Below are 13439 nucleotides of genomic sequence, written 5' to 3'. Positions count from 1 at the left end.
CAATCAATTATTGTGATGCTTGCCCAAATCGAGTCTCTTCTTCATAGAAACAACTTTAATATTTATGCCGTTTGGCTTATGTACAACTTCCTCATCATAGATTCCATACCCAGTTGAACGATATAACTTTATATTTTTAGGCACAGTCATACGAACTTTGCAAAATATCGTAGTTACTCCTTTTTTTATTGCGGCATCTTCTAAAGACCCTAATATTTTTTTCGCAATACCAAGACCCTGTTTTTCTGGAATTACTGATAGTCTATAAAAATATAAACCGTCTTCTTTTAATTGAAAACGAACCATTCCAACAGGCTGATTATCAACATAGCTAATTAAACCCTGCTCACCGTCTTTTAAAGCAATTACTACAGATTGTATAGTTTCCTCCAAAGCACTTGAGGGTGGTACTTCGTCTTTATATTCCATAAATGCCTTGATCATTAAGTCGTGTATTATCGGTGCATGCGATACCTCAGCAAATTTTACCTCCAAGTTAAATCCCTCCCTTTTATGTTATAAATATACAATTGATTGTATATTTAATCAACGGAGAGATATAACTTTACTATCTAAAAATTCCTCTCTTATTCAAGAATATAGCCCGATTGTGAATGGAGTGCTACTTACATTGCGATTTGCTGTTTTGCACCTCTGACCAGAACCCGTTACTAGTTAAGCTTGCTCTTTCTTTTTATTGGGCTTCTCATTCTTTGTAAGGGTAAAGTCATTCAATTTCTCCTATAACCCGCATCAGCACTCCTTCAGTCTTCAATCCAGCAAAGCTGCTTCAGCTGTCTTACTCTATTGTGTCTCTTTAGTGACTTATGGAAAAAAAAAGCGTTCATTGGCAAGTATTATACCGGTTTCCGCAAGTGAAAATTGTATTCATGAAAGGAAAAGTCCATATTAGGCAGCTATATAATATTTCTCATTGAACAGAGGACTAATTGCTTACTAATTTCTCCAGTTGACATAAGTTAATAGATTGATATAATACTTTTATGCGCAAAAGCATAAAAGCGTTTAAGTATAAAAGGAAGGAATTAGAATTAATGAATCATCCAAAAACTGTTTCATTTGCATCATCAGTTATGATTTTCATATCCATGATTGCCATTATACTGATTAGTTTATTTTATTTAAAAACAGAGCCGCACTTGCCGCTTATGCTTTGTCTCGTCCTTTTAAGCGGAATTGCTCTCATCTATAAGTTTTCCTGGAAAGAAATTGAAGAAGGTCTTGTTAAGGGAGTTCAGTCAGGTGTACAGCCTATTATCATTTTGGCTTTAATTGGAATTTTGATTGGTGCCTGGATGTTCAGCGGAACGATTCCAACTGTTATGGTTTATGCATTAAATCTGATTGAACCAGGATCGCTGCTCATTCTCTCGCTTATTTGCTGTACGATTATTTCATTATTGGTTGGAAGCAGCTTTACAACAGTCAGTACAGTTGGAGTTGCTCTAATGGGAGTTGCTGTTGCCGCTGGGATTCCTGCCCCATGGGCTGCGGGAGCAGTTATTTGCGGAGCATGCTTCGGAGATAAGATGTCGCCAATGTCTGATACGACAAACTTTTCAGCAGGTGTTTCATCAGTCAATATTTTTACGCACATTCGTCATATTTCTAAAACAACAGGCCCTGCCTTTTTAATCACAGCCATTATTTTTTGGTATTTAGGGACAACTTTAACCATAAATGCTGCAACCTTGGCTAATATTGAGGAAATCATTTCTGTGATGCAGCAGCATGTGCAGATTAGTGCTTGGACGTTAATCTCTCCCCTTATAGTGATTGTTCTCGCTATGACAAGAGTTCCCGTCATTCCTGCTCTTGCAGTTGGAGTTGCCACGGCATGTGCAACTGGAATCTTATTTCAGGATCATGCCACTTTTGCCCAATTCTTAAATGTTCTTCAAAACGGCACAACTTTCAGCATTGAACAAGAAATGGTTCAAAATATGCTGAATCGCGGCGGTCTGCAGTCCATGATGTGGTCCATCTCACTTATCATGATCGCCTTTGCTTTAGGTGGATTAATGGACAAGCTGCAGTTGATTCAAACACTTTTGAACGGTTTGATACGTCGGGTAAAAACAAAGGGCCAGCTTATCCTTGCAACGGTTTCTTCTTCAATAGGAGTCAATTTAGTTACAGGTGAGCAATACTTATCCATTTTTATTCCCGGTCAATCCTACAAGGGAGTTTATGAAAAACTGAATATCAATAAAAAATATCTATCAAGATCCCTTGATGATGGCGGTACACTCTTCAATCCATTAGTTCCATGGGGGGTCAGCGGAGCCTTTTTCGCACAGACTCTTGGTGTTGACGCCATCGTATACATCCCATTTGCATTATTTTTATGTCTTTCTCCTTTGTTCAGCATTTTGTACGGGTTTCTTCCTGAACGTAAAAATAACGGGAATCCAAACTTAGAATCAATTGCATCATAATAAAAAAAGGAAAGAGCTATAGCTCTTTCCTTTTTTATTATGATCCTGAAAATCTTAATCTATCATTTCCTCAAACAATCGCTGAAGTTCTCTCGTAACCGGACCCGGTACTCCCCCATTGACTTTCATTGAGTCAATCTCAATAACTGGAATGACTTCACTGGTTGTTGAAGTAATAAAAGCTTCATCAAGGTTTACAAGATCATCTGCTTTGATCATTTCTTCGATTAGCGTTAAACCGTTTTTTTCACACAGTTCAACGACCTTCATCCGTGTGATGCCATTTAAAATCAAGTTATTGGCAGGATGAGTATAAATCACACCGTTCCTTACTCCGTAAAAATTGGATGAAGAGCCTTCCGTTATATGCTCGCCCCTGTGCAGCAGAGCCTCATATGCACCATTTTCAAAAGCTTCCTGCTTTGCAAGGACATTCCCCAGCAAATTCAAACTTTTAATGTCACATCTGAGCCAGCGGACATCCTCCATCAAATGCAGTTTAATTCCTTTTTCCTGTTCTGCTGCAGGTTTTGAACAGGGAATTGGATAGGCCACAATTTGAGGCTTAACGTCTTGCCCGGGGAAAAGGTGCTTCCTCCCTGTTACGCCCCGTGTGATTTGCATATAGACCGCGCCGTCCTGCACTTGATTTTTCCGAAGCAGCTCATTAAGCATCGCCGTTAATTCCTCTGCTGTATTCTGCAGTACAATCTTAATCTCTTTTGCACTTCTGACAAATCGCTCCATATGCTCTTTCATCGCAAAATATGAGCCATTATATACTCTAATAACCTCGTACACACCATCCCCGAATTGATATCCTCTATCCTCAAAGTCAATGGATACTTCGTTTTTCTGTTTAAATTTACCGTTTAAAAGTATGTACATATGAAGGCTCCTTTATTTAGATTGAAAGCTGTTTTCAAAAATAAATCGGATCGAATAAATGTGATTGAATGAAAAACTTCCTCTCCCTATGTTATGATGAAACACGCTGGTCTGTAAAATGGTTTTACATTTTTATTTGAATTTCAGAAGATTTAAGTTGAAATTTCTTTTCCTGTCCATTATGATGAAATTAGCCAAGAACACAACATATTGATATTTAATCAAAACTACAATACTACATATTGAAAAACAACAGCGAGCAAAGGTGCCAATTTATTGGCTTAAAAGGGAATCCGGTGCAAATCCGGAACTGTCCCCGCAACTGTAAGTGTGACGAACTGGGATTACCACTGTACGAGATTGAAGTATGGGAAGGACTCAGCGAAGAATGATCACAAGTCAGGAGACCTGCCATTTGATTGCTAGATAGTTTCGAATTCTTCGGGGACTGAGGAGATGGAACGATGGTTAATAACAGGACTGCTTTCACCCTGTTATTCTATCGTTTGATCCGCTCATGATCCCATGAGCGGATTTTTTTTAGGCATAAAAATTCAGGCTCCCCGTTCAGAACTAGAAGCTGATAATGGCGCTTGCGCTTTTTTATTATTTTTTAGGAGGATGTCAAATGGCAACCACAATGGCAACTATTATTTTTAATGAACTTACACTTGAGAAATCCCCATTTTCAGAAAAACGGATTAAGAATTTCATAGATGAAATCGGACACGACTTTAAAGAGCTTGACCTGGATGATTACAGCACAAGAGTCATCCAAAGCATCGATGGCCGCAGTGAATATACAACATCCCAAATCTCCAATCTCCTTATTCTCGAAGGCCTCTCCAATATTAGTGAGCTTGAGCCTCAATGGACTTACTTTTGTGCTCGCATTTATCTAAGAAAGCTTTATAAGGAAGCTGCATTCAACCGCAATCAGCATAATGGATATGATTCGTTTGTGAACTTAATCCAAACACTCACTGATAAGGGCATATACAGTCCGCATTTGCTTAACGCCTATTCACATGAAGAAATAGAAAGCCTCTCTTCCATCATTCAGCCGGAAAAAGATAAGCTGTTTACATATATTGGACTTCGCACTCTGTCTGACCGCTACTTAGCAAGAGATTTTGATAAAAAAATATTTGAACTGCCTCAGGAACGTTATTTGGTCATTGCCATGACGCTAATGGCCAATGAAAAGACAGAGCACCGTCTGCAGCTTGTCAAAGAAGCTTACTGGGCCCTCAGCAATTTGTACATGACCGTTGCTACACCGACGCTTTCAAATGCCGGCAAGCCTGTTGGCCAGCTGTCGAGCTGTTTTATAGATACAGTAGATGATAGTCTGCAAGGAATCTTTGACAGCAATACAGATATTGCAAATCTTTCAAAATCAGGCGGAGGCATCGGAGTTTATTTAGGAAAAATCCGCAGCCGCGGAAGTGACATCAAAGGCTTTAAAGGGGTCTCATCCGGTGTCATCCCATGGATGAAGCAGCTGAATAATACGGCAGTAAGTGTAGACCAGCTCGGTCAAAGGAAAGGAGCCATCGCTGTCTATTTGGATGTGTGGCATAAAGATATCTTTTCATTCCTGGATTCAAAGCTGAATAATGGCGATGAGCGTTTAAGAACTCATGACTTATTTACAGGTGTCTGCTTGCCGGATCTTTTCATGGAGCAGGCGGAAAACCGCGGCGACTGGCATTTATTTGATCCGCATGAAGTCCGTAAAGTGATGGGGTATTCCTTAGAAGATTTTTACGATGAAGGAAAAGGTTTCGGCTCCTTCCGCGATAAGTATTGGGAATGCGTCAATCATCCTGATCTATCTAAACAAACCGTACCTGCTATTGAAATTATGAAAGGCATCATGAAAGGCCAGCTTGAATCAGGCACCCCATTCATGTTTTATCGTGATGAAGTGAATCGCAGCAATCCGAATTCACATAAGGGCATGGTCTATTGCAGCAATCTGTGTACAGAGATAACTCAAAATCAGAGCGCAACGACAATGGATGAGCAATTCACAGAAGACGGAAAAATCATCACCGTTAAAACGCCGGGTGATTTTGTTGTCTGCAATCTGTCATCTATTAATCTTGCAAGAGCTGCCGCTGATGAAGTGCTTGAGCGTCTTATTACCATCCAGGTCAGAATGCTCGATAACGTGATAGATCTGAATGACATACCTGTGATGCAGGCTAAACTCACCAATCAGAAATACCGTGCAGTCGGCCTTGGAACATTCGGCTGGCATCACCTGCTTGCTTTAAAACGTCTGAAATGGGAAGACGAAGAAGCCGTACAGTATGCTGACAAGTTATATGAAGAGATTGCCTTTTACACGATCCAGGCAAGTATGAAGCTTGCTGCTGAAAAAGGAGCCTATCCAGTTTTTGAGGGATCAAAATGGCATACCGGAGAGTATTTCGAAAGCAGAGATTACACTTCGGAAAATATGCCATGGGATGAATTAAAACAGCAGGTTATGGAAAAAGGGCTTCGCAACGGCTACTTGATGGCTGTGGCGCCAAATGCTTCTACCTCCATTCTTGCTGGCAGTACAGCGAGCATCGATCCAATTTTCCAAAAAATGTACTCTGAAGAGAAAAAGGATTATAAAATACCTGTTACTGCTCCAGATTTAAATGCCGAAACCACATGGTACTATAAGTCAGCCTATTTCATTGATCAAATGTGGAGCATCAGGCAGAATGCCGCAAGACAAAAGCATATTGATCAATCGGTTTCGTTTAATTTTTATGTACAGAACACGATAAAAGCAAAAGAATTGCTGAACTTGCACCTATCAGCCTGGAAGGCAGGTTTAAAGACCACCTATTATGTCCGGTCTACTTCAAGTGCCATAGAAGACTGTGAGTCTTGCGCGAGCTAAAAGGAGAGAAAAATCATGACACATTCATTGAAAGCAAGGTCAATTATGGATGCAGGGGCACCAAACCGGTCCACAGCCATTATTAACGGCAGCAGCTCCAATGTATTGAACTGGGACGATGTTTCCTATCCCTGGGCTTACGCAAAATATAAAAAAATGCTGGCAAACTTCTGGACACCCTTTGAAATTAATATGTCCGGCGATATTAAGCAGTTCCCTCAATTATCAAAAGAAGAGCAGGATGCTTTTCTGAAAATCATCGGTCTGCTCGCACTGCTTGACAGCATCCAGACCGATTATGCAGGAAAGGTCTCGGAATATATAACAGATTCAAGCATTAACGCATTGATGATCATGCTCGCACAGCAGGAAGTCATCCATAATCATTCATACTCTTATGTTCTGTCAAGCATTGTTCCGAAGCATGTGCAGGATGAAGTATTTGAATATTGGAGAAGCGAACCCATTTTAAGAAAACGGAACGAGTTTGTCACGAATGGATATCAGGACTTTGCTGAAGAGCCGAACGTCAGCAATCTTCTTAAATCCATTGTGTATGATGTCATTCTTGAAGGTCTGTTTTTTTACTCAGGTTTTGCTTATTTCTACAACCTTGCCCGCAATCAAAAAATGGTCGCGACAAGCACGATGATTAACTACATTAACCGTGATGAACAAATACACGTAGATTTGTTTGTAAAAATATTCAAAGAAGTTCTGCGCGAGTACCCGGAATATCATACAGAGGAACTCGCAGCTTTTGTCAAAGAAACCTTTATGGAAGCTGCAGCTCTTGAAATTGAGTGGGGACGCTTTATCATAGGCAATAAAATAGACGGAATTCATATGAAGGACGTTGAGGATTATATAAAATTTTATGCAAATGTCAGGTGCAATCAGCTTGGCTTTGACCGCCCATTTGAGGAAAACCGGACAAATCCGCTGAAGTGGATCAAAGCTTATGAAGAAGTAGATCTCGGAAAGTCTGATTTCTTTGAGCAAAAATCACGTCAGTATACGAAAGTCAACTCCATCGACAACGGATTTGATGACCTATAATATATAACAAAACAAATAAACCGTTTTTAAAGGCGGTTTATTTGTTTGCCGCTTTTAGATAAAAAGTGATACAAAATGATTTTATATCCGTTATCCTATATATACGATGAAGGACATCTCCAGAAGTTCAAATTGCGACTATTGATGATATCCTTTAATTTATGAAAGAATGATCAAATTAGAGGAGATTGGGAAATGACACTTGAAAACGGCCCAACAGGTTACTTCTTCCTTCAGCAGCTGCCTTGCTTTTCGCATCACATCTCGGAAACGGCTATTTCTTAAAACAAATGTCAGATAATCCTCCAATAGAGCAGCATTCAGCAGCGAAGATTTGAAAAAAAAAGTTGCACTTGCCCCGGTAGATGAGCAAATGAATAGCGTAACGGCAATGGCCTCACTGATGAAAAACGATTCAAAAGAAATGGTCATCCTTCAGGCTGAACAGCTGAAGCAGCTGAAAGACGGCGAAGTCTATCAAATCTGGCTGATTGAGAATGAAAATCCAGTCGCAGCCGGTTCATTCGTTCCAGATTCATCCGGACATGGTGCCGTCATGTACGAAATGAACCTGGAAGGCGAGCTCAATTGGGATACTATAGCCATAACGATATGAACCAAAAGCAGGAAACAAAGCTCCTGAAGGTGCTGTGGTTCTTGCTTCACAGCTATAACCACTTAGAGAGAGTACGGTGTACCGTACCCTCTTTTTTATATGCTAAAACTCTATTTTCTGAATCTTCTAACAGAAATCAAAAAAGAGACTATCCGCTAAGATAGTCTCCCCATTTATTGTCCATGAAAGTTGTTCATATCCCGATTGCAATTATGAATCTCCTGTTCTGCTTTTATTGCTCAGCTTTAGGATCTGGGTAATAAACATTTTACCTTTCTTCTTCGTTTCGTTCATAAATCTCTGATCCAACAATCAGGGCAAACCATACCTTTTTTCACTAGAGACAAAATCATCAAGGATTCACACGGTGTCTTAAAACGGCTGATTCTTACTTTACTTCTTCCTCTTCCGCTTTTTCAATTAAAGTTGCTTCGTACATTTCTTCATCCGTCTGCACTTTAATACTTTCTTCCACACGAATTCTTCCTTTACCCATTTTATCTCCTCCTTTATTGATATCATAATTAATCTGAAAATTTAGTAAATGATGATTTATCCCTATTTATTTGACTATTTATTGAATCCCGACTAGGTTAAGGGCAAAATACATCGTTCTTTTAATGGAGATTTTCGACTCTCGTAATGGAAAGAGACCGGCGCGACACGATTTAACAATTTACAAAGAATTCGGGTCTTTTTACTTAGCTGCACGTGTAATTTTTTTTGTTATCCTGCTGTATTTTAAAAAAATATGTCTTTTAATGGATACTCTTCTTTTTAAAGCGGCCTCCTCTTACTTCTGTAATATTGGCAACAGCTAAAAAAGCAGAAGGATCTAATTCCTCAACAATGGATTTTAACTTTGCTTCTTCCAGTCTTGTAATCACACAAAAAATGACCTTTTTATTATCGCCGGTATACGCTCCTTCCCCGTTCAAGTACGTAACTCCGCGGCCGAGGCGGGCTAAGATTGCCTGACCCACCTCATCCGGATTTTCGCTTATAATCCATGCAGATTTCGATTCATCAAGTCCCTGTATGACCACGTCAATCGTTTTATAAGCAATGAAATAAGCAATAAGAGAATACATCGCCCGGTCCCAGCCAAATACAAAACCGGCACTTCCTAAAATAAACAGGTTAAAAAACATGATAATTTCCCCAACGGAAAAAGGAGATTGCTTATTAAATAAAATCGCCAGAACTTCTGTACCGTCAAGGGATCCTCCATACCTGATGACCAGACCGACTCCGATGCCAAGTATAATTCCTCCAAAAACAGATGCAAGCAAGAGATCCTCAGTCAAAACAGGAACAGGATGAAGCAAAGCCGTCGTAAAAGACATAACTCCTACACCCAACAAAGTAGAAAGCGCAAACGTCTTTCCAATCTGGTTATACCCAATGAAGAAAAAGGGCACATTCAGAAAAAACAAGTAAATACCAAGCTTAACTTTGGTCAGATGAGAAAGGATAATGGAAATTCCCACAATCCCGCCATCTATCACACGATTAGGAACGAGGAAGATTTCCAGACCTATTGCCATCAAGACTGCACCGAAACAAATCAGCACCATACGTTTGCCAATTTCAGCCTTTGGCAGCTTTTTGTGCTGTTTGATGACGGACATTTGATGGGGCTCCATTTATCCTCCTCCTTTTAGTCACTCTTTTCCAATTAGTTTATATATTAAAATATAGGTGCAGACTATCGCTGAAATGACTGTTTTGAAAAAAAAAAACACCCATATTCAGGGTGTTTGATACTAACTCTAAGCTGATATTCTGTGGTAAAATAAATAGTAAGAAAATTCAGACGGTGATGCGAATGAAAATGATTAATATTTGTGTAAAATGCAGCGGAAAAGGACAGATCAGATCAAAGCTTCCATTTTTCAGAAAAACATGCCCAGCTTGCAATGGGACGGGAAAGCGCGAAACAACTATTAAAAATTCGAAACGCGCCTGACCCTTCCCTGTCTTTTTAGCTTATTCCTTCCCTTTGCTCATGGCTTTTTTATTTGTAGCAATGACTGCATTTTTAATTAAGTCGTCAAATCCGCCTTCTTGAAGCACTTTTATTCCCTCAGCGGTGGCTCCTCCGGGTGTTGTCACTTGCTCTCTAAGTTCTTGTGGAGCAAGCTTGGCTTTCAGCATGGAAGATGAGCCGGCCAGCATCTGCGCGACAAGTCTGACAGCCGTTTCATGAGAGACTCCGTAGGACTCAGCCTGGTCAATTAAACTCTCTGAAAATGCATAAAGAAAAGCGGGGGCACTTCCTGTGATTGCTGTTAATTGATGAACCTGCTCTTCTGAGCACTCCTCAGCCTCGCCTATTGCATCAAGTACTTGCTTCAGCATGCTTTTATGATTTTCAAGCACAGCTTTCCCGTATGCGACAAGGGACATCGACTGACCGATTTCTGATGCAGTATTAGGCATCACCCATGCAGCAGGAGTATTCTCAGGCAAATGCTTTTCCAAGAAAGAAGGCCCGATCCCGGCTGCTATTGTAACAACAAAATGATTATGAATAAACGGCAACATATCCTGCAATAAACTCAAATGAACTTCTGGCGGCATTGCAAGAACCACCATATCCGCTTTTTCAATATCTTCCCTCCAATTTAAAGAAGGGATTACCTGATACTTTTTCTGAAGGTAAAACAGTTTCTCTTTATTCCTATGATTCGATACATAAATGTCCTTTACGTTTGGAGATTGTACAAGTCCAGATAAGATGGATTCCGCCATTCGGCCTGCCCCAATAAATAAAATCGTGCTTTTTTTCAAAAAACTTCTTCCTCTCTTTATCATCTTTCGTTATTTTATCAAACTTGAGAGCACAAAAAAACCGGTGTCTTAACACCGGTCCCTAGCTATACTGCTTTGTTTTTTCAAATGCATCCTGCTTAGCGCCTTCCACATATATTGTGCGGCTTGGGAATGCAAAACCTACACCCTCTTCTTCAAGGATCGCCATGATCTTATAATTAATATCCTGCTTCACACTTAAATGATCTGCATAGGCTGTTGTTTTCGTGAAGAAGTTTAAGAAAATATCAAGGCTGCTGTCGCCAAAAGCATTAAAGATGACATTGATTGTGTCATCATGAATCCCATCGTGCTCAGACAGCATATGTTCAATTCTCTTCACACATGTTTTCAACTGAGATTCTGTTGTATCGTATGTCACGCCAATAGTGAATTGAATTTGTCTTTTGCCCATTTTCGTCCAGTTCGTAATGGGCTCATTGGCAAGTGTTGAGTTTGGCACAGTTACAAGCGCCTGCGGAAATGTCCGGATTCTCGTGCTTCTAAATGAGATATCCTCTACAACTCCTTCGACACTTGGCGTCTTAATCCAGTCGCCGAGCGTAAAAGGCTTTTCTGTAATGATAATGATTCCGCCAAAAAAATTGCCGATCGTCTCTTTCGCTGCAAGGGCAAATGCAAGACCGCCAAGTCCGAGCCCTGCCACAAAACCATTTACATCATACTTAAATTCCTGAGCAATGATGCTGAATGTCAGCGCAAGAATAAGAAAGCGCATAACCTTGGATAAAAAGGGACCAAGAATATCATCCATCTCAAGTTCAAAACGGCGATTCACTTTATCAAATAAGAGAGATGAAGATGCCGTCAGATTGTAAAGACCCCATGCAAGCACAAGCACAATGGAAGATCGATAGAATTGACTAAGAACGTCCCTTTGGTTATCTAAAAAAGGCGAATACAGAATGGCCATATATAAACCGATCAGAATAAAAAACATGCGGAGCGGTTTTTCATAGGCAACCAGGACATTCCTGAAAATATCAGTCGGTGTTTTGTTGCTGAACTTCAAAATCATTTTGAATACGTATTTCGTAAAAAGTTTTCGAAGGACCATAAACAGCACGAAAATACCGATGCTTACAGCAATTTCAATTAAACTTTCAGTCGTCATATATTTTTCAATCATGAACTTCTCCCCTTACTCTGTATACCTTATGTATTAACAAAATACTATTATACTAAACTATTCGAAAACCTCATCGTCTTTTGGTCCCTATTTTTTTATAAAAACTGGTAACTTTGAGGATATTTCCTGCGTCTTTCCTGTAACAAAACAAATTGAAGGGCGGCAGAAAAATGCAGGACCTCGTGATTTACAAAAATGAAATCTATACTCTTTTTCATAAATATGAAAGCGGATATTGTGAAATTTTAAAAACAAGAGGCTATTTACGCGTCATTCTTGTACATGAATCTGAGCTCCATTATAAAGACAAATCGTAAATTTAAATAATCAGTTCAACTTTCTGGATTTTTACAGGAGATTCTGATACCGTTATCATTAAATCAATCCTGGGAGAGGTCTTAAATATGTCACTAAATACATGGTTTGCTAAAGGATTAACTGCACAGGAATATATCGAAAAAATGAATGTAAATAAAGAAGAAATGAACACAATCTATCAGAAGTTTTCATTGGATGAAGACGATGTATCCATTCTTGAGAGCATCCGCAATCAATCCCTTCGTGTCATTGTTCTTTCTGAGGACTGGTGCGGAGATGCCATGCTGAACAATCCCATTCTATTAAAAATTGCAGAAGAAGCAGGTATGGACGTCCGCTTTTTGCTGCGCGACTCAAACCTTGAGCTCATGGATCAATATTTAACAAACGGTACATCACGTGCGATTCCTATCTTTATCTTCTTCGATCAAGCTGGAAACGAAAAAGCTGTCTGGGGACCCCGGGCTCCAAAAATTCAGCAGCTCGTTGAACGTTTAAGAAAATCGCTGCCGGATAAAGAGCACCCGGATTTCAAAGCAAAGCAATCAGAAATGATCCAGACTTTAACAGCATCGTATAAAGAAGACGAATCGCTGTGGAAAGAAGTTTCATATAGCATTATAACCACACTTAAGAAGAAGAGATTACACGTTTAATCAGAAAAACTGCTTATAGGAATTCGGCTCTGACTTCAACACTGGAATCTTGTGTTCAATCTAAAAAAAAGCAGTTGCCTCTAGGAGGTGACTGCTTTTTTAATGATGCTCACTTCAAGACCCATTTCAACGTTGCCTTTAATCGCACGGCTGATCATACAAGAGCTCTCTGCCTTCTCTGCAAGCTTTCTTGCAAGCTCTTCATCTTTGACAGTTGCTGTGCTTTTTAACACAATGACAGGCCGATGAATAATTTTTTTATACGTAATCACACCTTTTGTAACATCGACGATTCCCTCTGATGTCATCGCAAGGTCTTCTTTTTCCAATCGGCTGCGCTCCATCATAGCTGCAAGTGTGATGATATAGCAGGTTGCAGCAGCTCCAAGAAGCATCTCGTCAGGGTTTGTTCCAACACCAGGACCTTCCATCTCCGGCGGAATCGACACCTGTGTTTTTAAATTTCCGCTTTCGATTTCCCCGACGTCATTTCTAAGGCCTGGCCAATGTGCTTTTAAATGAAAAGAATGTTCCGGCATGAGAATCCCTCCTTTCCTTTATTATAGAATATTGT

At 39.8% G+C, this 13439-nt stretch carries 13 protein-coding genes and 1 riboswitch; of the genes, 6 read left to right on the top strand and 7 right to left on the bottom strand.

The features are described 5' to 3' along the window. Positions 1–3: 3 nt before the first annotated feature. Entirely contained in the window at positions 4–495 is a 492-nt protein-coding gene (locus QLQ22_RS04620) for a GNAT family N-acetyltransferase (protein ID WP_223440072.1), read from the bottom strand. 560 nt (positions 496–1055) lie between these two features. On the opposite strand from QLQ22_RS04620, the gene nhaC reads away from it, so the two are divergent. Continuing rightward, the gene (gene nhaC, locus QLQ22_RS04615) at positions 1056–2459 is read left to right on the top strand and encodes a Na+/H+ antiporter NhaC (RefSeq protein WP_284016097.1); all 1404 of its coding nucleotides are present in this window, start codon (positions 1056–1058) and stop codon (positions 2457–2459) included. A 54-nt stretch (positions 2460–2513) separates the two neighbouring features. On the opposite strand, the gene dat is transcribed toward nhaC, so the two are convergent. Beyond that, positions 2514–3347, bottom strand: a complete 834-nt coding sequence (dat, locus tag QLQ22_RS04610; protein WP_284016096.1) for a D-amino-acid transaminase — start codon at positions 3345–3347, stop codon at positions 2514–2516. Between the two features lie 247 nt (positions 3348–3594). Beyond that, positions 3595–3777, top strand: a riboswitch (cobalamin riboswitch). 198 nt (positions 3778–3975) lie between these two features. On the opposite strand from dat, the gene QLQ22_RS04605 reads away from it, so the two are divergent. The 3 genes from QLQ22_RS04605 to QLQ22_RS04595 all read left to right on the top strand — a co-directional run bounded on the left by QLQ22_RS04605 (position 3976) and on the right by QLQ22_RS04595 (position 7927). Further along, positions 3976–6252 (top strand): ribonucleoside-diphosphate reductase subunit alpha, encoded by a 2277-nt coding sequence (locus QLQ22_RS04605; protein WP_284016095.1) that lies wholly within the window; start codon positions 3976–3978, stop codon positions 6250–6252. Positions 6253–6267: 15 nt separating this feature from the next. Next, a complete protein-coding gene (locus QLQ22_RS04600) occupies positions 6268–7311 on the top strand; it encodes a ribonucleotide-diphosphate reductase subunit beta (RefSeq protein WP_284016094.1) in 1044 nt (347 codons plus the stop codon). A 334-nt stretch (positions 7312–7645) separates the two neighbouring features. Continuing rightward, positions 7646–7927: an anti-sigma factor gene (locus tag QLQ22_RS04595; protein ID WP_284016093.1), complete on the top strand. Its 282-nt coding sequence runs from the start codon at positions 7646–7648 to the stop codon at positions 7925–7927. A gap of 388 nt (positions 7928–8315) precedes the next feature. On the opposite strand, the gene QLQ22_RS04590 is transcribed toward QLQ22_RS04595, so the two are convergent. From QLQ22_RS04590 to QLQ22_RS04575, 4 genes are all read right to left on the bottom strand, one after another. Beyond that, positions 8316–8423 (bottom strand): YhdX family protein, encoded by a 108-nt coding sequence (locus QLQ22_RS04590; protein ID WP_223440064.1) that lies wholly within the window; start codon positions 8421–8423, stop codon positions 8316–8318. Between the two features lie 262 nt (positions 8424–8685). Continuing rightward, on the bottom strand, positions 8686–9573 hold the full coding sequence (locus QLQ22_RS04585; protein WP_223440063.1) for a YitT family protein: 888 nt from the start codon (positions 9571–9573) through the stop codon (positions 8686–8688). Positions 9574–9916: 343 nt separating this feature from the next. Next, complete coding sequence (proC, locus tag QLQ22_RS04580; RefSeq protein WP_284016092.1) at positions 9917–10720, bottom strand: pyrroline-5-carboxylate reductase; 804 nt, start codon at positions 10718–10720, stop codon at positions 9917–9919. A gap of 82 nt (positions 10721–10802) precedes the next feature. Continuing rightward, a complete protein-coding gene (locus QLQ22_RS04575) occupies positions 10803–11891 on the bottom strand; it encodes a mechanosensitive ion channel family protein (protein ID WP_223440060.1) in 1089 nt (362 codons plus the stop codon). Between the two features lie 170 nt (positions 11892–12061). Between QLQ22_RS04575 and QLQ22_RS04570 the strand changes: the two genes are divergently transcribed. Both QLQ22_RS04570 and QLQ22_RS04565 read left to right on the top strand, forming a co-directional pair. After that, complete coding sequence (locus tag QLQ22_RS04570) at positions 12062–12208, top strand: hypothetical protein (RefSeq protein WP_223440059.1); 147 nt, start codon at positions 12062–12064, stop codon at positions 12206–12208. 87 nt (positions 12209–12295) lie between these two features. Further along, positions 12296–12865, top strand: coding sequence for a thioredoxin family protein (locus QLQ22_RS04565; protein WP_223440058.1), 570 nt, complete (start codon positions 12296–12298; stop codon positions 12863–12865). Positions 12866–12945: 80 nt separating this feature from the next. Here QLQ22_RS04565 and QLQ22_RS04560 read toward each other — a convergent pair whose 3' ends face one another. Then, a complete protein-coding gene (locus QLQ22_RS04560; RefSeq protein WP_223440057.1) occupies positions 12946–13404 on the bottom strand; it encodes an OsmC family protein in 459 nt (152 codons plus the stop codon). Positions 13405–13439 lie beyond the last annotated feature (35 nt).

Origin of the sequence: Metabacillus hrfriensis (genome assembly GCF_030127205.1) — a bacterium.
GTDB lineage: Bacteria > Bacillota > Bacilli > Bacillales > Bacillaceae > Bacillus_P > Bacillus_P dongyingensis.
The sequence above is the reverse complement of the archived record's forward strand: the minus strand, read 5'-3'. Positions and strand labels throughout refer to the sequence as shown.